The sequence below is a fragment of the Candidatus Symbiopectobacterium sp. NZEC127 genome (assembly GCF_025962675.1).
Taxonomy (GTDB): domain Bacteria; phylum Pseudomonadota; class Gammaproteobacteria; order Enterobacterales; family Enterobacteriaceae; genus Symbiopectobacterium.
Genome location: NZ_JAGFPG010000010.1, coordinates 69,495 through 90,299 on the forward strand (window position 1 = coordinate 69,495; position 20,805 = coordinate 90,299).

The window sequence follows — 20,805 nt, forward strand, 5'->3', positions numbered from 1 at the left end:
GAAAAATCAGCTGGCTGAAATTGGTGGGTGATGACGGGATCGAACCGCCGACCCCCTCCTTGTAAGGGAGGTGCTCTCCCAGCTGAGCTAATCACCCAATTTCACTTTTTCTTACATCGTACTTCCGTGCTAACACAGTCGTACTTCATACCGTGATACTTCACACAACGGGCACTCAAAGTGAGTGGTGGGTGATGACGGGATCGAACCGCCGACCCCCTCCTTGTAAGGGAGGTGCTCTCCCAGCTGAGCTAATCACCCTCGCTGTGTGGAGTCGCATTATAGGGATAGTTGAAAGTGAGTCAACGGTTTTTAAATGCAAAATGCGTGTTCGTTGTAAAATTAGGCAACACGTCGTTTTTCTGGGCATTCCTGGTCAATAATTCGGCGTATTGTTAACCCTATTCCACGCGCAATGCGGTTACAGCGTTGAGGAATCAGGGCAGAGTGATAGAATATCGCCAACGTTTGACTGGAACCGTTGCTGGTGTCTGCCAGTCGCCCTTAAGTAACAAGGCTTATTATCCCAATGAAAATCAAAACTCGTTTCGCGCCAAGCCCCACTGGCTATTTGCATGTCGGCGGCGCTCGTACTGCGCTCTACTCCTGGCTGTTTTCCCGTCACCATCAGGGTGAGTTTGTTTTACGTATCGAAGACACGGACCTGGAGCGTTCAACGCAGGAGGCCATCGATGCCATTATGGACGGCATGAACTGGCTGAACCTGGATTGGGATGAGGGTCCGTACTACCAGACTAAACGTTTTGACCGCTACAACGCGGTGATTGATGAAATGCTGGTGCAGGGCACCGCCTATAAATGCTATTGCAGTCGTGAGCGTCTGGAAGCGCTGCGTGAAGATCAAATGGCGAAGGGTGAAAAACCGCGCTATGACGGCTGCTGCCGCGATTCTCATGCGCACCATGCCGATGATGAGCCTCACGTGGTGCGTTTTCGTAACCCGCAAGACGGTTCAGTGATTTTCAACGACCGTATTCGTGGCCCGATCGAATTCAGCAATCAGGAACTGGACGATCTGATCATTCGCCGCACTGATGGTTCGCCGACCTACAACTTCTGCGTGGTGATCGACGACTGGGATATGGAAATCACGCACGTTATTCGCGGTGAAGATCATATCAACAACACCCCGCGCCAAATCAATATTTTGAAAGCGTTGGGTGCGCCGGTGCCGGAATATGCCCATGTGTCGATGATTCTGGGTGATGATGGCAAGAAGCTGTCCAAACGCCACGGTGCCGTGGGCGTGATGCAGTATCGTGATGATGGTTATCTGCCGGAGGCGCTTCTCAACTATCTGGTCCGTTTGGGCTGGTCACATGGCGATCAGGAAATTTTCTCCATCGACGAAATGACGCAGTTGTTTACGCTGGACGCCGTAAGCAAATCGGCCAGCGCCTTCAACACCGAGAAGTTGCAGTGGCTCAACCACCACTATATCAATCATTTGCCGGCTGAATATGTAGCAACGCATCTGTCATGGCACATTGAGCAGGCGGGGATTGACACCCGCACCGGGCCGCAACTGTGCGAACTGGTGACGCTGCTGGGTGAGCGCTGCAAGACGCTGAAAGAAATTGCGGCGTCCTGCCGTTATTTCTATGAAGACTTTGCCGAGTTCGATGCCGATGCTGCCAAGAAACACTTGCGTCCGGTCGCTCGCCAGCCGCTGGAGTTGGTGCGTGAGAAACTTGCTGCCATCAGTGACTGGACTGCGGAAAACATTCATCACGCGATTCAGGGCACGGCGGACGAACTGCAACAGGGGATGGGTAAAGTGGGCATGCCGCTGCGTGTGGCGGTAACCGGCGCGGGCCAATCACCGGGCGTCGATGTCACGGTGCATGCGGTGGGTCAGCAACGTGCATTGGCACGCATCGATAAAGCGCTGGCCTTTATCGCCGAGCGTGAAGCACAGCAATAATCGCGTAACCCAGCGATCGATTAACGCCCCGTGTGGCCCTCCTTTTAAGGAGCACGCTGCACGGGGCGTTTTTTATTCACGGCTTCGGGGCAATCTTGATCTCACTGTGGCTGAATGGTCACTTCTACCGCCTTTGCCATCGCATCGGGGATCACGCTGCCATGGTGTTTGCCTTCGAACAGGATAAAGCTGGCCGCAGGGTTTTCTGTGTGCAATTGCGCCGCCAGATCGCGCGCTTTGGTCACCATGGTGCGCTGTGCCTGACGCTTGGCGCGTTTTGGATCGACCGGTTGGTTGGGGTCGGCCTTTGGCGGCTTCTCTTCATATTCGCCTACGCTTATCGTGATTGAGGTCGGTTGCGCGGTAAGCAGCGGTGAACGTTTGGGGATGACCACACCGTCTCCCCACCAGATAGACGGGCTGGCGGCCAGATAGCGCTGGAAGGATTCCCCATGGTTAAACAGGGTATACAGTACGAATAACCCGCCAAAGGAGTGGCCGGCGAGTGTTTGCTGCTGTGGATTAACGGGGGCTTGTGTTTCTACCCACGGTTTCACACTGTGTTGGATAAACTGATAAAACGGCTCCGCTTCTCCTCCCGCACCAAAATCCGGATCGGGTGTCGGGGCGGGGGGCGTGTAGTCGCGGGTGCGGGCAGGAATGTCATAACCCTGAGCGATACGATAGCCGATGCCGACAATCACCGGCGCAGGCCCCTGCGCGGGGGTGTAACTGTTGACCGCCAGCGGGAACTGGGCGTTGGCGTCCAGCACGTAGAGCACCGGACGTTTCTCCTGTGCGGCAATATCGCGTGGCGTGGCGATGAAGATACGGTACTGAAGCTGGCGCGTGCTTTCCATATCGTGTTGCTCAATGCTGAAGTAGCGCTTTGCGTTTTCAGAGAGCGTGGCGACAGGGGGTTGTGCCCGCGCGGGCAACAGGCTGGAGGCGATCAGAGTAATAAGCACAACGGGCAAATAGCGCATAACGACCTGTTAAGGTTCTTAAGTGTCAGTAGATGGATGATAATAAAACCCGTTATCATTGCCAGCGTTTTTTCTGTCTTTATGCAGCGCATTGCGTCAGAAGCGTTGATAAAATCGGCGCGCTGGCGGCTTTTTCAGCGGTTGACGGCAGAAAGAGATTTAGCCGTTGACACACCTGAGCGGGTTGCATATTATTCGGGCCGTTCACACAGACAATCAGTGTCACTGTCTGATGTAATGGGGCTATAGCTCAGCTGGGAGAGCGCTTGCATGGCATGCAAGAGGTCAGCGGTTCGATCCCGCTTAGCTCCACCACTTCAACCTTGTTGCAGTGGCTGTAGTAAACAGATGCAGTAAACATATCCAGCATTGTGGGGCTATAGCTCAGCTGGGAGAGCGCTTGCATGGCATGCAAGAGGTCAGCGGTTCGATCCCGCTTAGCTCCACCACACTCCTTCTCATTTCAGCGCTTATTTTCCTGTTTATATCCCTTAAGCCATCGCTATCACGTATTTAATTCTCGTATCGGGTTCAGTTCGCAAGCGATTTGCATCGCTGTAGCGCTGCGCTGCTTGCGAACTGATGGCATTACTGATCGGCTGAACCCGGTAGCTGTGGCATCCAATCAATCGGCGACTGCCCCTGCTGCTGCAGTAATTGATTCGTCTTGGAAAAATGGTGGCAACCCAGAAAGCCACGGTGTGCTGACAGCGGTGACGGATGTGGTGATTTCAGCACATGATGGCGCTGCGTATCGATAATGCTGCCTTTTTTCTGCGCATGAGCTCCCCATAACAGAAACACGATACCATCGCGTTTTTCATTTAACGCGCCGATTACGCGATCGGTAAATGTTTCCCAGCCGAGGTTCGCGTGGGAATGTGCCTGACCGGCCTCTACCGTTAACACGGTGTTTAACAGCAGCACACCTTGCTCCGCCCAGCTTTGCAGACAACCATGCTGGGGAATTGTAAAGCCGGGAATATCGTTCGCCAGCTCTTTATACATGTTCATTAATGACGGCGGCGCAGGAACGCCCGGGCGGACGGAGAATGACAGGCCGTGCGCTTGGTTTGGCCCGTGGTAGGGATCTTGTCCCAGTATCACCACCTTGACCTGATTGAACTCGGTATAGCGAAAGGCGTTAAACACATCTTTCTGCGGGGGATAAATTACCTTTCCTTCGGCGCGGGCATTGCCGACAAACGCCAACGTCTGCACAAAATAAGGCTGCTCTTTTTCCTGTGCCAAAACGTCATGCCACGTTAGTTCGGTTGTCATCCTGTCCTCGATGCGGGTGTTGTGAAAGAGGGCTGTAGCTTACCGATCTCTGCTCGCAAGGTAAAACACTGTGGCGGAAAAGTTGATGATAGCGAAGGGTAAATTATAAAAAAGTTGAAAATTTACAAAAAAAATTGCATTGTGGGTTTTGATTAAAATTGATGTAAAACAATTAATTGCTATCAGTCGTGTTTTTCGCACCCTGAATTAATTGATTTAAATCAAAGATTGGCGGCTAAGGTACTGGTATATAACTACACAAGGTAAGTGAATTTCATTTTGTGGTTAAAACCTCGTGTTGGTGAGTACTGCAACCCTTCCCAGGTTCAGACACGATTCTGCTGTTTTACGGAGGCAATTATGGTTACTGGCATTCAAATTACTAAAGCTAACAATAACGCTCTGGTTAACTCTTTCTGGCTGCTCGATGAAGAAAAATCAGAAGCACGCTGCGTTTGCGCAAAAGCGGATTACAGCGAAGATCAAATCGTTCCAGTGAGCGATCTGGGGCAGTTTGAATATCGTGAAGTTCCGTTGGAAATCAAACCGGAAGTGCGCGTGGAAGGGGGTCAACACCTGAACGTCAACGTTCTGCGCCGTGAAACGCTGGAAGATGCGGTAAAACATCCTGAAAAATACCCGCAGTTGACCATCCGTGTTTCTGGTTATGCAGTGCGTTTCAACTCACTGACCCCGGAACAGCAACGTGACGTGATTACGCGTACTTTCACTGAAAGCCTGTAATCGCGCGGTTGCGGTAATAAAAAAGGAGCGAAAGCTCCTTTTTTTTGTGCCCGATTTTTGTTCCCGGCGCTAATGCCGGGAGACGGTATCGAAACGGAATTACTCTGCGCCTGAAGGCGTATCGTCCGCTTTCTGCGCAGGCTGGCGGCGTTTGCCGACGTTCTTGCTGTCGCGGTGGCGCACTTTAACCTTGGTTTTTTCTTTCTCTTTCTTCTTTTTCTTATCTTCAGCACGCTTAGCCAACACTTTTTTCGACGGCTTGCCGTTGGTTTTTTCGCTTGGCGCTTTGGTTTTCGGACGCAGTTCATCAATGACGCGCGCTTTTAGCGGCTCATTTAAGTAACGGCTGATCTTGCCAAGCAGCAAGTGATCGTGGGCTTCCACCAGTGAGATGGCACACCCTTTTTTGCCGGCGCGTCCGGTACGCCCAATACGGTGCAAGTAAATATCGGCCGTGAGCGGCAAGTCAAAGTTGAATACGTGGCTGACATCGTTAATGTCCAACCCGCGTGCGGCAATGTCAGTGGCAATCAACACATTGACCAGTCCCTCACTCAGACGTGTGATGGCCTGATTACGCTTGGCCTGCACCATTTCGCCTTCCAGATGGCAACTGTTGATCCCCGCTTCGCGCAGCCAGGCGGCGAGTTCATGCACGCGCTCGCGCTTACGTACAAAAACAATGGCGCGGGTGGTTTCCGGCTGTTTCAGCAAATGTGCCAGCAACGCGGTTTTGTGTTCGGTATCATCGGCGCGGTAAAACCATTGCAGAATTTTTTTACGCTCACGCCGTGAAGGATCGGCTTCTATCTCTACCGGTTCTTTCAACAGTCGCTCTGCGAAATCCTTGACGGCATTGCCTTCCAGCGTGGCGGAAAACAGCAAGGTTTGTGTGCGCCAGCGGGTTTCACCGGCAATATGCTCGATATCCTGGGCAAATCCCATGTCGAGCATACGATCCGCTTCGTCCAGAATCAGTGTTTCCACCGCGCGGCAGTCAAAGTTTTCTTCTTTGATGTATTGCAGCAGACGTCCCGTTGTCGCTACCACAATATCCTGATTCTCGCTGAAGACTTCAGCGTGGTTCATGTACGCCACGCCGCCCGTGATGGTTGCCACGTCCAGATGGGTGTGCGCTGCCAAGGCTTTGGCCTGATCGGCTACCTGCATCGCCAGTTCACGCGTGGGCGTTACGATCAGAATACGCGGTGGCCCTGATTTTTTACGAGGAAAGTCAATCAGATGCTGCAACACCGGCAGCAAATAGGCTGCTGTTTTTCCTGTTCCTGTTGGCGCAGATCCAAGGACATCTCTCCCGTCCATTGCGGGTGGGATCGCCGCCAGTTGAATAGCGGTGGGGCGCTCATAGCCCATATCGCGCAAGGCATCTAGCAGGCTTTCATCAAGATCAAGATCGGAAAATTGGGTTGCAGTCATGGTCTACCTCTGTTTGGGGCGCTGATTATAGACGCATTACGCGTGCACTTCATCATCTGTTTACACACCCTCTGTGTCCTGTCGCCGGGGTTGCCCGGCGGGGTGCTTTCCCTGTTGCAGGGATTCCCTTATGCTACGGCGGTTTTCAGGAGGAGCAGCACATCATGCATCAGCACGCAGCGCGAGCACAAACATTGCGGCGCAACGGGTTTACGTTTAAACAATTTTTTGTCGCGCACGATCGTTGTGCGATGAAAGTGGGTACGGATGCCATTTTGCTCGGTGCCTGGGCGCCAGTGCCACAAACCGGCTGTGTGCTGGATATCGGCAGCGGTTCCGGCGTTATCACCCTGATGTTGGCGCAGCGCAGCCCAGACGCGGTGACGCTCGATGCGGTTGAGCTAGAGCCTGAAGCCAGTGCGCAGGCACAAGAGAATCGGCAGGCTTCACCGTGGGCATCACGTATTACCGTGGTGAACCGTGATATTGAGACGTTTACGGCACAAACGACATCAGGTTACGCGTTGATCGTGAGTAATCCTCCTTATTTTGCACCCGGCAGTGCGTGCCGGAGCGAGGCGCGCAGCAAAGCCCGCTATACCGAGAGCTTGTCCCATGAAACGTTGCTCCAGTGTGCCGCCAGGCTGCTGGAACCGGAAGGGCGTTTCTGTGTGGTGCTACCGAGTCAGGTTGCCAGTGATTTTTGCATCACGGCCTGTCAACAGGGGTGGTCGATACGTCAGCGGCTGGCGGTGCGTGAGCGGGAGGAGGGCAAACCGCATCGGGAACTGTTGACCCTCTCGAAGCAGACTGGCCCCTGCGAGAGGCAGACGCTGACGGTGCGCGCAGCAGATGGTAGCTACTCTTGTGATTTCCGCGCATTGACTCAGGATTTCTATTTATTTATGTAGGATATTCCCTATCGTTAACAATGGTGCGGGTACCCTCAGAGGCTAACGGTGCTATTGAACGCTTTTTCGCGTATGATCCCCTGACTGTCCCAGCTAAATAACAGAAAGCTGCGCGACGTGTACGGATGTAACGCCGACGCGCGAAGAGATATGGGGCAGGCTGAGCAACATAAAAGAAGAAGGAACAAACGCCGTCGGGAACTTTTCTTGTCCGATGATGTCCGACTTATCAGCTTGCTCCGATTATTTAATAACGACATGGCTGGCAGTACTATTTTACGTGTGGAGAACGGTTTGAGGAGACATTACCTCGGATGAGCGAGCAGCTAGCGGATCGCATTCTGGTCGAACGTGTCCAGAAAGGCGACCAGAAATCTTTTAATTTGCTGGTGGTGCGCTACCAGCACAAAGTGGCGAACCTGGTGTCACGGTACGTTCCTCCTGGGGATGTGCCGGATGTGGTGCAGGAGTCGTTTATCAAAGCCTATCGCGCGTTGGAGTCTTTTCGCGGCGATAGTGCGTTCTACACCTGGCTGTATCGCATTGCGGTCAATACGGCCAAAAACTATCTGGTTGCTCAGGGGCGGCGACCACCGTCGAGCGACGTTGATGCCAATGACGCTGAAAATTACGAAACCGCCAGCGCATTAAAAGAAATATCGAACCCTGAGAACTTAATGTTGTCAGAGGAATTGAGAAGTATCGTTTTTCGAACCATTGAAGCGTTGCCAGAAGATTTACGGATGGCGATTACGCTACGCGAACTTGATGGCCTGAGTTATGAAGAAATAGCCGCCATTATGGATTGCCCGGTCGGCACTGTTCGTTCTCGCATATTCCGTGCGCGAGAAGCGATCGATAACAAAGTACAACCGCTAATTCAACGTTAACCCGGTTTTCGCGTTAACCATGATGGATTTGACAAGGTAAGGGTATGGGTATGCAGAAAGAGAAACTTTCCGCTTTAATGGACGGCGAGGCAGCGGATACCGAACTGCTTAACACATTGGGGCGGGATGCTGAACTGCAAAAAAGTTGGCAAAGCTACCATTTGATTCGCGATACGCTGCGTGGTGACGTGGCGCAGAGTGTTATTGACATCGATATTGCCGCGCGCGTGGCGCAGGCGATTGCCGAAGAGCCGGTGCGCATTGCGCCCCAGGCTATTCCCGAAGCACAGCCTCATCCCGATACCTGGTCGCGTTTGTCGTTCTGGGACAAAGTGCGTCCCTGGGCAAGCCAGTTGACTCAGGTTGGCGTGGCCGCCTGTGTCTCGTTGGCGGTGATCGTCGGCGTGCAAATGCAACGCGCCCCGGATCAAGCCCCGGAAGCACAGAACGATATGCCTGCGTTTAGTACGCTTCCCGCCATGGGCACCGCCTCTCCGGTAAGCCTGGGCGTACCGTCTGAAAACGTGGTGTCGCACGGTGGTCAACGTCAGGTTGAAGCACAGCGCAACCGCATTAATGTCATGTTGCAGGACTATGAGTTGCAGCGACGCCTCCATTCGGAGCCGTTGCAAGGTCAGCAAGATGAAGAACAGCAGGCCGCTATTCAGGTGCCTGGCACTCAATCTTTAGGAACGCAATCTCGTTAATGAAGCGTGTTGGGTTTGCTTTTTGCATTCTGCTCGGTTGCTTACCTTATTCAACAACCGTCCTGGCGCAGCCTGCGTCAGGTACGGTGTTGCAGCCTCAGCCCTCGTCCTCGCTGCAACAGATGGGCAATGCTATCCGGGCATTGAATTATGAAATACATTTCATCAATATCTCACGGCAGGGCATCGAATCTCTGCGCTATCGGCATGCCCGTATAGACAACCGTCCCGTGGCACAGTTGCTGTTTATGGATGGGCCTCGCCGGGAAATCGTGCAGCGAGACCGGGACATCAGTTACTTTGATTCCGATCTCGAACCCTTCTCGCTCTCCAGCGATCACATCATCGATTCGTTCCCCAGCCTGGTTTATGCCGATCATCAATCGCTTTCCGCGTTCTATGATTTCATTCCGGCGGCAGGCAGAGTGCGTATTGCCGATCGCCTGTGTGAAGGGATGCGTATTATTTCCCGGGATGGGACTCGTTATAGTTACAGCGTATGGTTTGATGTTGCCACCAAACTGCCGTTGCGTATTGATTTGCAGGATCGCAACGGGGAACGGCTGGAGCAATTTCTGGTGACATCGCTGGTGGTCAGTGATGACATCCGTGAAACGTTGCGCCCATTATTAACCGAAGGCTTACCGCCATTGCTGACGACACCGTCGGCCGAAACGGTTAACCTGAGCTGGATCCCTGAATGGCTGCCGCAGGGCATGAAGGAGATCTCGCGTACCCGCAGAACGCTGCCCGGAATAAGCATCCCGGTGGAGTCGCGTCTGTTCAGTGATGGTTTATTCAGCTTTTCTGTTAATATTACGCCATCGTCGGAATCCCGTGCCGAGCAGTATGTCACCACGGGACGGCGCAGCGTACACACAGAAATCCGCAATGGTTATGAAATCACCGTAGTCGGCGAATTGCCCCCTACGACGGCCAAACGCATTGCGGACAATGTCATTTTTCAATCGCAGTAAATTCGCAAGATGTAGGGCGCAGGTATGATCAAAGAGTGGGCGACCGTGGTTTCCTGGCACAATGGCGTGGCCGTGCTGCACTGTGAGCAGCGTTCCGGGTGCAGCGGTTGTCAGTCGCGTAAAACCTGTGGCACTGGGCTGCTGAGTGAATTAGGGCTGTCCGCCGAGCAGGCGTTGCACGTTCCGTGCGAGCAGCCCTTGCTGCCGGGTCAACGTGTTGAATTGGGTATTTCCGAAAGTAGCCTGCTGCGTTCTGCCATGCTGGTTTATCTGGTGCCGCTGTTGGGGTTGTTCACGGGGGCGGGATTGTTGCAGTCGCTGTTCGCCAACGATCTGGCGGCGGTGCTGGGCGCGGTGCTGGGTGCCGCGTTGGCGTTTATTCTGGTACGCGGCTGGTCACTTAAATTAGGCGAGAAACGTCACTACCGCCCGGTTATTTTGCAGATAGCCCTGCCGGGACAGCCGCTGCAAATCGAATCTTAAGCCTCATTTAACCGGGCGAGCCGCTGTGCCACCCGGTGGCTTCTCACCGAACTATTCTCTGTCCAACGCGCGCGTGCTTGCCCTTAAACGTCTTCTTTTTCCCGGTTGTCTGCCATGATGGAATAAAAGCGCCATAATCAAAGGGAATACGGGTTGATGACTAGGTTTTCCGGCGTCTGACATGTAGAATGCATCGGTTCTGGTGAAAGGGGAAGGCATTGCCGCCATTTTCATCGCATGCGCATGCCAGACGGCAAGAATTTCAGAAATACCAAGGTAGAAAAACTTTCATAATGAAGCATATACGAAATTTCTCCATTATTGCCCATATCGACCACGGTAAGTCGACGCTTTCTGACCGCATCATTCAACTCTGCGGCGGTTTATCTGACCGTGAAATGGCGGCGCAGGTGCTGGACTCCATGGATCTGGAACGTGAACGCGGCATCACCATCAAAGCGCAAAGTGTAACGTTGGATTACCATGCGAAAGATGGCGAAACCTACCAACTGAATTTTATCGACACACCGGGACACGTTGACTTCTCCTATGAAGTTTCTCGTTCTCTGGCGGCGTGCGAAGGTGCGCTGCTGGTGGTGGATGCAGGACAAGGCGTAGAGGCGCAAACGCTCGCCAACTGCTATACCGCGATGGAAATGGACCTTCAAGTGGTCCCGGTGCTCAACAAGATTGACCTGCCCGCCGCCGATCCCGAGCGCGTGGCCGAAGAGATTGAAGATATCGTCGGCATTGATGCTACCGATGCGGTGCGCTGCTCGGCGAAAACCGGGGTTGGCGTTCCTGATGTGCTTGAGCGTCTGGTGAAAGAAATTCCACCGCCCGAGGGCGATCCTAACGCGCCGCTTCAGGCGCTGATCATCGACTCCTGGTTCGACAACTACCTTGGTGTGGTCTCACTGATTCGTATCAAAAACGGATCGTTGCGCAAGGGCGACAAAGTGAAGGTCATCAGTACCGGTCAGGTGTACAACGCCGATCGTCTGGGGATTTTCACGCCGAAGCAGGTCGATCGTGATGTGCTTAACTGCGGTGAAGTGGGTTGGCTGGTGTGCGCCATCAAGGACATTCTTGGTGCCCCGGTGGGGGATACTCTGACACTGGCTCGTCAACCGGCCGACAAAGCGCTGCCGGGCTTCAAAAAGGTTAAACCTCAGGTTTATGCCGGTTTATTCCCGGTCAGCTCTGATGATTACGAGAACTTCCGTGATGCGTTAGGCAAGCTGAGCCTCAACGACGCCTCACTGTTCTACGAACCGGAAACCTCAACCGCGTTGGGCTTTGGTTTTCGCTGCGGCTTCCTGGGCCTCCTGCACATGGAGATCATTCAGGAACGTCTGGAGCGTGAATACGATCTGGATCTGATCACCACGGCACCGACCGTGATTTACGAAGTGAAGACCACGCGTCAGGAAATTGTCTACGTTGACAGCCCTTCCAAGCTGCCGCCGCTCAACAACATCGAAGAGTTGCGGGAACCTATCGCGGAATGCCATATGCTGTTGCCGCAGGAATACCTGGGTAACGTGATCACTTTGTGCATCGAGAAACGCGGTGTGCAGACCAACATGGTTTACCACGGTAATCAGGTGTCGTTGACCTATGAAATTCCGATGGCAGAAGTGGTGCTCGATTTCTTCGACCGACTGAAATCGACCTCGCGCGGTTACGCATCGCTGGATTACAGTTTCAAACGTTTCCAACCCTCTGACATGGTACGGGTCGATGTCATGATCAACGCCGAACGTGTTGATGCGTTGGCGCTGATTACTCACCGCGATAACTCACAGTATCGTGGCCGTGAGTTGGTGGAAAAAATGAAAGAGCTGATCCCGCGCCAGCAATTTGATATTGCCATTCAGGCGGCCATTGGTAACCACATTATCGCGCGTTCGACCGTGAAACAGTTGCGTAAAAACGTATTGGCGAAATGTTATGGCGGTGACGTGAGCCGTAAGAAAAAGCTGTTGCAGAAACAGAAAGACGGTAAGAAGCGCATGAAACAGGTTGGCAACGTTGAATTGCCGCAAGAAGCCTTCCTCGCCATTCTGCACGTTGGCAAAGAGAGCAAATAAACCCTGAGGAGTTGGCATGGCCAATATGTTTGCCTTGGTTTTAGCGCTGGCGACGCTTGTCACCGGCATTGTCTGGTGTTTTGAACGCTTTAAATGGGCACCGGCACGCAAGGCGAGAGCAGAGGCGGCGCTAAGTGCGCAGCAGGATGGCGGCACGGGCGTTGTAACCATCAAACAGCCCGGTTGGATTGAAACCTGCGCGTCAGTGTTTCCGGTATTGGCGCTGGTGTTCGTTGTTCGCTCCTTTATTTACGAACCGTTCCAGATACCGTCGGGCTCAATGATGCCGACACTGCTGATTGGTGATTTTATTCTGGTGGAGAAATTTGCCTACGGCATTAAAGATCCTATCACGCAGACCACGCTGATCCCGACAGGGCATCCGCGACGCGGGGATGTTGCGGTATTCAAATATCCTGAAAATCCGCGTTTGGATTATATCAAACGCGTGATTGGTCTGCCGGGCGACAAGATTTCTTACGATCCGCTCAGCAAACAGGTTACGGTGCGTCCCGCGTGTGAAGGCACGGCGTGCGACAGCGCCGTCGCGGTGACGTACAGCAACCTCGAAGCCAGTGATTTCGTGCAAACGTTCGGCCGTCCTGGTTCGGAATCGAGCAGCGGTTTCTACGCGCTGCCACGCGGTGAGGAGAAGCCGGGCGGCGTGCGTATGGGCGTTCGTCAGGAGACGCTGGGCGACGTTTCGCACCGCATTCTGGTGGTGCCCGGTAGCCAGGATCAACTGGGGATGTACTACCAGCAGTCTCGCCAGCCGCTGGCCACGTGGGTGGTGCCAAACGGGCACTATTTCATGATGGGTGATAACCGTGATAACAGCGCCGATAGCCGTTTTTGGGGCTTTGTGCCGGAAAAGAATCTGGTCGGCCGCGCAACGGCAATCTGGATGAGCTTTGAGAAACAAGAAGGTGAATGGCCAACGGGCGTACGTTTAAGCCGAATTGGTCGAATTCATTAATCACCGTGATAAACCCGCAGCATTATTTTCGGGTACGTTGTAGAATTGTTGTATCTCGAACTGCATTCCCGTTGCAGGTAGCCTCTTGCAACGGTGAATGTCACGAGAATAAACGAAAAACGCAGGCTCCGTTCGGAGCCAATGCAAACGAAACAGCTTTGTTCCCCCTGTCGTGCGTAAGTGCGACCCGAACAGCGCTGTTCCGTATGCTGCGGTAAATAGGTATTGTTGATCTATTGGTAACACATGAATCCCATCTTAATAAATCGGTTACAAAGAAAGCTGGGCTATACTTTCCAGCAGTACGACCTGTTATTGCAGGCGTTAACGCACCGCAGTGCCAACAGCAAACACAATGAACGTCTGGAGTTTCTTGGTGACTCCATCCTGAGTTTTGTGATTGCCAATGCACTTTACCATCGCTTTCCCCGTGTCGATGAAGGGGACATGAGCCGTATGCGCGCCACGCTGGTGCGCGGCAATACGCTGGCGGAAATTGCGCGTGAATTCGAATTAGGTGAATGCCTGCGCCTTGGCCCCGGGGAATTGAAAAGCGGCGGCTTCCGCCGTGAGTCTATTTTGGCAGACACTGTCGAAGCGCTGATTGGCGGTATTTTTCTGGACAGCGATATCCAGAACATCGAAAGACTGATTCTGAATTGGTATCAGACCCGATTGGATGAAATCAGTCCAGGGGATAAACAGAAAGATCCCAAAACCCGGTTGCAGGAGTATCTGCAAGGGCGTCATCTGCCGTTGCCTACCTATCTGGTGGTGCAGGTGCGCGGTGAAGCACACGATCAGGAATTCACCATTCATTGTATGATCAGCGGTTTTAATGAACCGGTGATTGGTACGGGCTCCAGCCGACGCAAGGCGGAGCAGGCAGCAGCGGAACAAGCGTTGAAAATACTGGAGATTGAATGAGCGAAGAACAAACCTACTGCGGTTTCGTCGCGATAGTTGGGCGACCCAACGTGGGCAAATCCACGTTGTTGAACGAACTGCTGGGGCAAAAAGTCTCCATTACTTCGCGCAAGCCGCAAACCACGCGCCACCGCATTATGGGGATCCACACCGAAGGCGTCTATCAAGCCATTTACGTGGATACACCGGGACTGCACATTGAAGAAAAACGGGCGATCAACCGCCTGATGAACCGTGCAGCCAGCAGTTCCATCGGCGACGTTGAGCTGATCATCTTTGTGGTGGAAGGGACTCACTGGACTGACGACGATGAAATGGTCGTGGGCAAGCTGCGCGATCAAAAACATCCGGTATTGTTGGCAATCAACAAGATTGACAATGTGACGGATAAAACCAAGCTGCTGCCGCATATCCAGTTTTTAAGTGAAAAAATGAACTTCCTCGACGTGGTTCCTCTTTCTGCGGAAAAGGGCACCAACGTTGACACCATTGCCAGCATTGTGCGCAAACACCTGCCCGTGGCCGAGCATCACTTCCCGGAAGATTACATCACCGATCGTTCACAGCGCTTTATGGCGGCTGAGATTATTCGTGAAAAGCTGATGCGTTTTCTCGGTGAAGAGTTGCCCTATTCGGTGACCGTCGAGATCGAACGCTTCGTGACCAACGAACGCGGCGGCTATGACATCAATGGGTTGATTCTGGTTGAGCGCGAGGGTCAGAAGAAAATGGTGATCGGTAACAAAGGCGCAAAAATCAAGACGATTGGTATTGAAGCGCGTCAGGATATGGAAGCCATGTTCGAAGCCAAGGTACACCTGGAACTGTGGGTGAAAGTGAAATCCGGCTGGGCGGATGACGAACGGGCACTGCGCAGCCTGGGCTACATCGACGATTTATAAGGTCAACGCCGATGGAAGGCTGGCAGCGCGCGTTTGTCTTGCATGGGCGACCTTACAGTGAAACCAGCCTGCTGCTGGATCTTTTCACGGAAGACGAAGGGCGTGTCCGCGTTTTAGCCAAAGGCGCGCGTGCACGCCGCTCTCCGCTAAAAGGGTGTTTGCAACCGTTCACGCCGTTGCTGGTGCGCTGGGGCGGACGCGGTGAAATAAAAACTTTGCGTAACGCTGAACCGGTATCCCTGGCATTACCGCTCACTGGCATCATGTTGTACAGCGGCCTCTACGTCAATGAATTGCTTGCCCGCGTGCTGGAGCACGAAACCAACTTTTCCGCACTCTTCTTCGATTACCTGCATTGCTTGCAACAACTGGCGGCGTTGAGCTCCTCACCGGAACCGGCACTGCGCCGTTTTGAGCTGGCGCTGTTGGGCTATCTCGGTTATGGCGTTGATTTTCTGCACTGTGCAGGCAGCGGGGAGCCGGTTGCCGATACCATGACCTACCGCTACCGCGAAGAAAAAGGGTTTATCGCCAGTATGATTGTGGATCAGCGCAGTTTTACCGGCTATGAGCTGCGCGCGCTGGCGGCGCGGGAGTTTCCTGATGTGCAAACCCTGCGGGCTGCGAAACGCTTTACGCGTATGGCGCTCAAACCCTATCTGGGCGGCAAGCCCTTAAAGAGCCGTGAACTGTTTCAGAAATCTGCCGTTTTACGTACCCGCACGCCTCCTGTGGCAAAAGAATAATGACCTGAACGGTAAACCTTTCCGTCTTACCGTACCCAATGATTACCGCAGTGGTAACAACCCGAAAGGCCGGTGTACACTGGTCGCCTAACGGTGATTTTTTTGAGGACTGGTTTCATGGCAGAGCTTTTGCTGGGTGTAAATATCGATCATGTGGCGACCCTGCGCAATGCGCGCGGCACAGCGTACCCCGATCCGGTGCAGGCTGCGTTTGTTGCCGAGCAAGCTGGGGCGGACGGTATAACGGTTCATCTGCGTGAAGATCGTCGTCATATCACCGATCGCGATGTGCGTTTGTTACGCCAAACGTTGCAGACGCGCATGAATCTTGAAATGGCAGTGACGGAAGAGATGCTGACGATTGCCTGCGAGCTGCGCCCTCACTTTTGTTGTCTGGTGCCTGAGAAACGCCAGGAAGTGACAACGGAAGGCGGGTTGGACGTCGCGGGTCAACTGCCGCGCATGACATCCGCCGTGGCGCGTTTGCACGAGGCGGGGATTCTGGTATCCCTGTTTATCGATCCCGAACGTGTGCAAATTGATGCCGCTGTAGCCGTTGGCGCGCCTTATATCGAAATCCATACCGGTGCTTATGCTGATGCACAGGACGACACGCTGCGCCAGCAAGAGTGGGCGCGTATTCGCGATGCGGCGGTTTATGCTGCCAGCAAAGGACTCAAGGTAAATGCCGGGCACGGCCTGACCTACCACAACGTGCAGGCTATCGCAGCCCTGCCTGAAATTCATGAGCTTAATATCGGGCATGCGATTATCGGTCGCGCCGTCATGAGTGGCTTGGCAGAGGCCGTCGCGGAGATGAAAGCATTGCTGCGGGAAGCCCGTCGTTAATGGCTATTCTGGGACTTGGTTCGGACATTGTGGAGATCGCCCGTATCGAGGCGATTATCGCGCGATCCGGCGATCGCCTGGCGCGCCGGGTATTATCCGCGCAAGAGTGGTTGCACTATGAAAAACACCCGCAATCCGCCCGTTATCTTGCCAAGCGCTTTGCTGTCAAAGAAGCGGCGGCGAAAGCTTTAGGCACCGGAATTAGCCAAGGGCTGGCTTTCGATCAATTCGACGTGTTTAACGATGCGTTGGGTAAACCTTGCTTACGACTCTGGGGGCGCGCGCAATCAATGGCGGAAAACTTAGGGGTAGCGGAGATACACGTGACCATCGCCGATGAACGGCACTATGCCTGCGCCACGGTGATCCTTGAGGGGGAGCGAAAACGCCCGCTCACAGACGATCGGCGTGATGCATAACGACAAATTTTTCCCATAATTGATCCCGCGTTTCCACTTGTTGCGGGTCACGAATGATTGTATTGTCAATCGGGCATACCTTTTGGCAGGTAGGCACATCGTAGTGGCCCACACATTCCGTGCAACGCAGCGGGTCTATTTCATAGGTATCCAACCCCATGGAAATTGCCTGATTGGGACATTCAGGCTCGCACATGTCGCAGTTAATGCATTTAGGGGTGATCAGTAATGCCATTTCTCTATACCTTGCAAAACCAGCTGCGGATTATACCCGTAACGGCGTAGCCGAGCACTCTCTTTCCCAGACATCTCTCGCATAAAATAGCGTAATAAGCCAAATAACCAATAAAGTTTTCTGTGGCTTTGCCGATATCCATTTTTCTAAGTATGAGCAGGCTAACAACGTATCACATCAGGTCTTATGACAAAATGTATTGGGCAGCAGGGGAATTTAGGGGTTATACAGGCGCTGCCTTCTGAACTTGGGGATGCGGCAGCTTTTGAACGCCATTATTGGCATCACTGTCAAAGACGCTACAACTTTCAGCCTATTTACCGCACCAGCGGCAAGCTGTTAGCCATAGAGCTGCTTACCGCTGTGTTTTCGCCAGCGTTTCCGCAGCGGTTTGTTTCACCTGAAACCTATTTTGCCAGTATCAATGTGGGCGAGCGGTTACAGGTGGTGATTGAGCAAATGCAGCTTCTGTCCCGTTGGCATCCGCGTTTTATTCAGGATGGCATTCTGGCGTCAGTCAATGTGGACGGGCAAACATTGCACGCGTTACAACAGAGCCATGAAGCGAAGCAGTTGATCGCCTCCATGCCTTGGCTGCGATTTGAAATCGTGGAAAATCAGGGAGCACTCTCGCAAGAAGTCTTGACGATGTTTCCCGAAATGCAGCATCTGTGGCTGGATGATTTCGGGGCGGGCGTCGCCAATTTTTCATCGCTGATGCAGGCGCAATACGACTGTATCAAAGTGGCGCGCGAGCTGTTTATTTTGCTGCAAAAAAGTGAAGAGGGGCGTCAGTTGTTCCCGTCACTGGTGGCGCTACTGTCCCGCTTTTGTAATCACGTAGTGGTTGAAGGGGTCGAAACGCAGGAAGAGTGGGGCATGGTAACGCAAACGCGGGCTGACGCGGTACAAGGGTATTTTCTTTCGCGCCCCCAGCCTTTTGAGAATTTTAGCGAGCTGAAATCTACGTTGTAACGATGTGCAGGATCAGGTAAATCTGATGCACCTGTATCACTGTTAGCGCGTGGTTACTTGACACGATAATTTACATTTTATTTTTTCCTTTCTTCGCGCGCTGCTTTTTCGCCGTTTGCTGCCCTGCCTGACGCCTAAACGTTAAAAATGGTGATTCATTTTGTTAGATAGGCTCTTTTCATTGTTTGATTCTTGTAATTTTTTCAGCGATGGTGTTTTATATTGTTAATGATTGGTGGAGTGAACCTTGCCGCTCCTAATCCTCATCGGGGTTCAAGAGGTGCAGATGATAAGTGAAACGATTTTGCATTGATGGTAACTTTATGAATATAATGAGAAAAAGGGTTTTTTATTTAATGAGAACGATCAATTACCGTGTGGTGATAGATTTTATTGATTAAAACAGTGATACCTATTGGTATAATTGATTTGCTTACAGAATTTTGATGTTCAAAATACGTAACATTGGAATTCGTAAGTTTTTTATTTCATTAGATAAACTTATAACACTAGTTATTATTCATCACCTTAACGCTAATTAAAGATACTCTGTTTGGACTTGTTATTTTTATTTACACACAGTGATAGATGGGGGCTTTATGCTGATGTTCCTATGTTTTTGAGTTTATCTGAACACAGGAGCGTTTTTTTATCCCTCCCTCCCGCTCTCCGGAAAACTGCCGATCCCGAATCTGTATGGGAGAGCGGCGCTTTGTCTGTGTGTTTCACTATCCGTGATGTGGTTTGCATGACCAGTCCTTTCGAGGACTGAGGGGCGTGTTATTGTGTATGAGATAATAATAACCATACTTATAATACTGTTGTTAGTTTCTGTTATCAGAAACAGGGGAAGTAAGCAAAAATTTAAGCAGGATCGCGAAAAGCAAGACTTCCTCGATACGATTTTTTATGCCACAGAATATAGCCCGGCCTCGATCATTATTGCGAATGAGAATTGTGAAATTCTTTATGTAAATCGTCAGTTTGTAACCATGTCTGGTTATCTGCCAGATGAGGTGATTGGCAAAAAAACCAATATAATGAACTCGGGAATGACCAACCCCAGCGTCTATGAAGATCTCTGGTCAACGCTCGATCGTGGTGAGATCTGGAGCGGTGAATTTATTAACCGTCGCAAAGACGGCCAGCTCTATTGGGAAAAAGCCAATATTTCGAAGATGTATAACAAGGTAACAGATTCAACCAATTATGTTGGCGTGAAGCTGGATATCACGGAGCGTAAAGCCAAGGAACACCACGATAACTCCTACAACCGTGCGTTAGAACTTCTCTCCAGCGGTGCACCGTTGAAAGATATCCTTGATGCCATCGTGTTTAGCGTGGAGGAAAAAAACCCGGGCCGGATCGTCTGCTCCGTGTTGTTGGTGGATAAAGAGAAGAAATGCCTGACACTGGCTTCTGCACCCAGCTTGCCCGGCTTTTATAAAAATGCCATCCATAACGTTAAAATCGCTGACGGTGCAGCCTCTTTTGGTACGGCGGCATATACCGGTAAGCGCGTGATTGCGGAAGATATTTCCATTCATCCTGATTGGTCCTTGTATAAAGGGCTCGCACTCTATGCCGGGTTACGTTCTTGCTGGTCTGAGCCCGTTATCGGCCAGAATAAAGAGATCCTCGGTGTGCTCAGTGTTTACCACCGCAAGCCTTATGTGCCAAACGAAGAAGAGACGTTCTCCATTGAGAAATCTGCGCAATTGGTTGGCATTGCCATTGAACGCTACAGTGCCATTGATATGCTGCGTCGCAGTGAAGAGCATTATCGCCAACTGGCGCATTATGATTCACTGACATCACTGGCAAACGGCCTGACATTTGCGGAACAGATGGAACAGGCTATTTTGCTGTCAAAACAGACGGGACGCCGTATCGCCCTGATGTTTCTCGATTTGGATAAATTCAAACAGATCAATGACACCTTTGGCCATGCCATCGGTGACTTGTTGTTGAAAGAAGCCGCTGCACGCATGCGCAGTTCAGTACGTGATACTGACACTGTCTATCGCCGTAGCGGCGATGAATTTATTATCTTGCTGCAAGGCATTAAAGAAGAAGCTAACACCATCTATGTCGCGGACAAGATTCATAATGCCATGAATAAACCGTTTGAGATTGAAGGGAAAAAGCTCGAAGTATCGTGCAGTATCGGTATTGCGCTCTATCCCGAGCACGGCACTGATTCACTGACGTTAGCCATCAACGCGGACTCTGCCATGTACCAGGCAAAAGCGATGGGGCGTAGTCAAACGCAAATCTACGTCGTACAAAACGGTCATCAGTGATAATGGCAGGGACGTTAGG

The 20,805-nt window shown here is 52.2% G+C and carries 20 protein-coding genes and 4 tRNA genes; 18 read left to right on the forward strand and 6 right to left on the reverse strand.

Annotated elements, in window-relative coordinates; translation table 11 throughout:
* Positions 1-21: 21 nt before the first annotated feature.
* A tRNA-Val gene (locus J5069_RS23045) sits at positions 22-97 on the reverse strand.
* Positions 98-185: 88 nt separating this feature from the next.
* Positions 186-261, reverse strand: a tRNA-Val gene (locus J5069_RS23050).
* A gap of 268 nt (positions 262-529) precedes the next feature.
* Here J5069_RS23050 and gltX point away from each other — a divergent pair.
* A complete protein-coding gene (gltX, locus tag J5069_RS23055; protein WP_264646025.1) occupies positions 530-1,945 on the forward strand; it encodes a glutamate--tRNA ligase in 1,416 nt (471 codons plus the stop codon).
* A gap of 101 nt (positions 1,946-2,046) precedes the next feature.
* On the opposite strand, the gene J5069_RS23060 is transcribed toward gltX, so the two are convergent.
* On the reverse strand, positions 2,047-2,931 hold the full coding sequence (locus J5069_RS23060) for an alpha/beta hydrolase (RefSeq protein ID WP_264646026.1): 885 nt from the start codon (positions 2,929-2,931) through the stop codon (positions 2,047-2,049).
* Between the two features lie 239 nt (positions 2,932-3,170).
* On the opposite strand from J5069_RS23060, the gene J5069_RS23065 reads away from it, so the two are divergent.
* Together J5069_RS23065 and J5069_RS23070 are read left to right on the forward strand one after the other, a co-directional pair.
* Positions 3,171-3,246: transfer RNA gene (locus J5069_RS23065), tRNA-Ala, on the forward strand.
* Positions 3,247-3,304: 58 nt separating this feature from the next.
* Positions 3,305-3,380: transfer RNA gene (locus J5069_RS23070), tRNA-Ala, on the forward strand.
* A gap of 139 nt (positions 3,381-3,519) precedes the next feature.
* Here J5069_RS23070 and ung read toward each other — a convergent pair.
* On the reverse strand, positions 3,520-4,212 hold the full coding sequence (gene ung / locus J5069_RS23075) for a uracil-DNA glycosylase (protein WP_264646027.1): 693 nt from the start codon (positions 4,210-4,212) through the stop codon (positions 3,520-3,522).
* Positions 4,213-4,572: 360 nt separating this feature from the next.
* On the opposite strand from ung, the gene grcA reads away from it, so the two are divergent.
* Entirely contained in the window at positions 4,573-4,956 is a 384-nt protein-coding gene (gene grcA, locus J5069_RS23080) for an autonomous glycyl radical cofactor GrcA (RefSeq protein ID WP_195316349.1), read from the forward strand.
* 99 nt (positions 4,957-5,055) lie between these two features.
* Here grcA and srmB read toward each other — a convergent pair whose 3' ends face one another.
* Positions 5,056-6,393 (reverse strand): ATP-dependent RNA helicase SrmB, encoded by a 1,338-nt coding sequence (srmB, locus tag J5069_RS23085; protein WP_264646028.1) that lies wholly within the window; start codon positions 6,391-6,393, stop codon positions 5,056-5,058.
* Between the two features lie 164 nt (positions 6,394-6,557).
* Here srmB and trmN point away from each other — a divergent pair, with 164 nt between their 5' ends.
* The 12 genes from trmN to acpS all read left to right on the forward strand — a co-directional run bounded on the left by trmN (position 6,558) and on the right by acpS (position 17,273).
* Positions 6,558-7,304 (forward strand): tRNA(1)(Val) (adenine(37)-N(6))-methyltransferase TrmN, encoded by a 747-nt coding sequence (trmN, locus tag J5069_RS23090; RefSeq protein ID WP_264646029.1) that lies wholly within the window; start codon positions 6,558-6,560, stop codon positions 7,302-7,304.
* Between the two features lie 314 nt (positions 7,305-7,618).
* Positions 7,619-8,194 carry an RNA polymerase sigma factor RpoE gene (gene rpoE, locus J5069_RS23095; protein WP_195316346.1) on the forward strand — a complete coding sequence of 192 codons (576 nt, stop codon included), beginning with the start codon at positions 7,619-7,621 and terminating at the stop codon, positions 8,192-8,194.
* Between the two features lie 50 nt (positions 8,195-8,244).
* Entirely contained in the window at positions 8,245-8,901 is a 657-nt protein-coding gene (gene rseA / locus J5069_RS23100) for an anti-sigma-E factor RseA (protein ID WP_264646030.1), read from the forward strand.
* Positions 8,901-9,878 carry a sigma-E factor regulatory protein RseB gene (gene rseB, locus J5069_RS23105; RefSeq protein WP_264646031.1) on the forward strand — a complete coding sequence of 326 codons (978 nt, stop codon included), beginning with the start codon at positions 8,901-8,903 and terminating at the stop codon, positions 9,876-9,878. The genes rseA and rseB overlap by 1 nt, the downstream gene beginning before the upstream one ends.
* A 24-nt stretch (positions 9,879-9,902) precedes the next feature.
* Positions 9,903-10,361, forward strand: a complete 459-nt coding sequence (rseC, locus tag J5069_RS23110) for a SoxR-reducing system protein RseC (protein WP_264646032.1) — start codon at positions 9,903-9,905, stop codon at positions 10,359-10,361.
* A gap of 293 nt (positions 10,362-10,654) precedes the next feature.
* Positions 10,655-12,454 (forward strand): translation elongation factor 4, encoded by a 1,800-nt coding sequence (gene lepA / locus J5069_RS23115; RefSeq protein WP_264646033.1) that lies wholly within the window; start codon positions 10,655-10,657, stop codon positions 12,452-12,454.
* Positions 12,455-12,470: 16 nt separating this feature from the next.
* Positions 12,471-13,430 (forward strand): signal peptidase I, encoded by a 960-nt coding sequence (gene lepB, locus J5069_RS23120; protein WP_264646034.1) that lies wholly within the window; start codon positions 12,471-12,473, stop codon positions 13,428-13,430.
* A gap of 246 nt (positions 13,431-13,676) precedes the next feature.
* Entirely contained in the window at positions 13,677-14,357 is a 681-nt protein-coding gene (rnc, locus tag J5069_RS23125; protein WP_264646035.1) for a ribonuclease III, read from the forward strand.
* A complete protein-coding gene (gene era / locus J5069_RS23130) occupies positions 14,354-15,259 on the forward strand; it encodes a GTPase Era (protein ID WP_264646036.1) in 906 nt (301 codons plus the stop codon). Before rnc ends, era begins: the two co-directional genes overlap by 4 nt.
* 11 nt (positions 15,260-15,270) lie before the next feature.
* On the forward strand, positions 15,271-16,005 hold the full coding sequence (gene recO, locus J5069_RS23135; RefSeq protein ID WP_264646037.1) for a DNA repair protein RecO: 735 nt from the start codon (positions 15,271-15,273) through the stop codon (positions 16,003-16,005).
* A gap of 117 nt (positions 16,006-16,122) precedes the next feature.
* Positions 16,123-16,854: a pyridoxine 5'-phosphate synthase gene (gene pdxJ / locus J5069_RS23140; protein WP_264646038.1), complete on the forward strand. Its 732-nt coding sequence runs from the start codon at positions 16,123-16,125 to the stop codon at positions 16,852-16,854.
* Complete coding sequence (acpS, locus tag J5069_RS23145; protein ID WP_264646039.1) at positions 16,854-17,273, forward strand: holo-ACP synthase; 420 nt, start codon at positions 16,854-16,856, stop codon at positions 17,271-17,273. Before pdxJ ends, acpS begins: the two co-directional genes overlap by 1 nt.
* On the opposite strand, the gene J5069_RS23150 is transcribed toward acpS, so the two are convergent.
* Complete coding sequence (locus tag J5069_RS23150) at positions 17,248-17,508, reverse strand: YfhL family 4Fe-4S dicluster ferredoxin (protein ID WP_264646040.1); 261 nt, start codon at positions 17,506-17,508, stop codon at positions 17,248-17,250. The two genes, acpS and J5069_RS23150, sit on opposite strands and share 26 nt — an antisense overlap.
* Positions 17,509-17,694: 186 nt before the next feature.
* On the opposite strand from J5069_RS23150, the gene pdeH reads away from it, so the two are divergent.
* Both pdeH and J5069_RS23160 read left to right on the forward strand, forming a co-directional pair.
* Positions 17,695-18,483, forward strand: a complete 789-nt coding sequence (gene pdeH, locus J5069_RS23155) for a cyclic-guanylate-specific phosphodiesterase (protein ID WP_264646041.1) — start codon at positions 17,695-17,697, stop codon at positions 18,481-18,483.
* 785 nt (positions 18,484-19,268) lie between these two features.
* A complete protein-coding gene (locus tag J5069_RS23160; RefSeq protein WP_264646042.1) occupies positions 19,269-20,786 on the forward strand; it encodes a bifunctional diguanylate cyclase/phosphodiesterase in 1,518 nt (505 codons plus the stop codon).
* Positions 20,787-20,805: the final 19 nt, after the last annotated feature.

Excerpts from the sequence above, each read along its gene's own strand:
- gltX (WP_264646025.1), top strand. The coding sequence starts at position 530 with ATGAAAATCAAAACTCGTTTCGCGCCAAGCCCCACTGGCTATTTGCAT.
- J5069_RS23060 (WP_264646026.1), bottom strand. The coding sequence starts at position 2,931 with ATGCGCTATTTGCCCGTTGTGCTTATTACTCTGATCGCCTCCAGCCTG.
- ung (WP_264646027.1), bottom strand. The coding sequence starts at position 4,212 with ATGACAACCGAACTAACGTGGCATGACGTTTTGGCACAGGAAAAAGAG.
- grcA (WP_195316349.1), top strand. The coding sequence starts at position 4,573 with ATGGTTACTGGCATTCAAATTACTAAAGCTAACAATAACGCTCTGGTT.
- srmB (WP_264646028.1), bottom strand. The coding sequence starts at position 6,393 with ATGACTGCAACCCAATTTTCCGATCTTGATCTTGATGAAAGCCTGCTA.
- trmN (WP_264646029.1), top strand. The coding sequence starts at position 6,558 with ATGCATCAGCACGCAGCGCGAGCACAAACATTGCGGCGCAACGGGTTT.
- rpoE (WP_195316346.1), top strand. The coding sequence starts at position 7,619 with ATGAGCGAGCAGCTAGCGGATCGCATTCTGGTCGAACGTGTCCAGAAA.
- rseA (WP_264646030.1), top strand. The coding sequence starts at position 8,245 with ATGCAGAAAGAGAAACTTTCCGCTTTAATGGACGGCGAGGCAGCGGAT.
- rseB (WP_264646031.1), top strand. The coding sequence starts at position 8,901 with ATGAAGCGTGTTGGGTTTGCTTTTTGCATTCTGCTCGGTTGCTTACCT.
- rseC (WP_264646032.1), top strand. The coding sequence starts at position 9,903 with ATGATCAAAGAGTGGGCGACCGTGGTTTCCTGGCACAATGGCGTGGCC.
- lepA (WP_264646033.1), top strand. The coding sequence starts at position 10,655 with ATGAAGCATATACGAAATTTCTCCATTATTGCCCATATCGACCACGGT.
- lepB (WP_264646034.1), top strand. The coding sequence starts at position 12,471 with ATGGCCAATATGTTTGCCTTGGTTTTAGCGCTGGCGACGCTTGTCACC.
- rnc (WP_264646035.1), top strand. The coding sequence starts at position 13,677 with ATGAATCCCATCTTAATAAATCGGTTACAAAGAAAGCTGGGCTATACT.
- era (WP_264646036.1), top strand. The coding sequence starts at position 14,354 with ATGAGCGAAGAACAAACCTACTGCGGTTTCGTCGCGATAGTTGGGCGA.
- recO (WP_264646037.1), top strand. The coding sequence starts at position 15,271 with ATGGAAGGCTGGCAGCGCGCGTTTGTCTTGCATGGGCGACCTTACAGT.
- pdxJ (WP_264646038.1), top strand. The coding sequence starts at position 16,123 with ATGGCAGAGCTTTTGCTGGGTGTAAATATCGATCATGTGGCGACCCTG.
- acpS (WP_264646039.1), top strand. The coding sequence starts at position 16,854 with ATGGCTATTCTGGGACTTGGTTCGGACATTGTGGAGATCGCCCGTATC.
- J5069_RS23150 (WP_264646040.1), bottom strand. The coding sequence starts at position 17,508 with ATGGCATTACTGATCACCCCTAAATGCATTAACTGCGACATGTGCGAG.
- pdeH (WP_264646041.1), top strand. The coding sequence starts at position 17,695 with ATGACAAAATGTATTGGGCAGCAGGGGAATTTAGGGGTTATACAGGCG.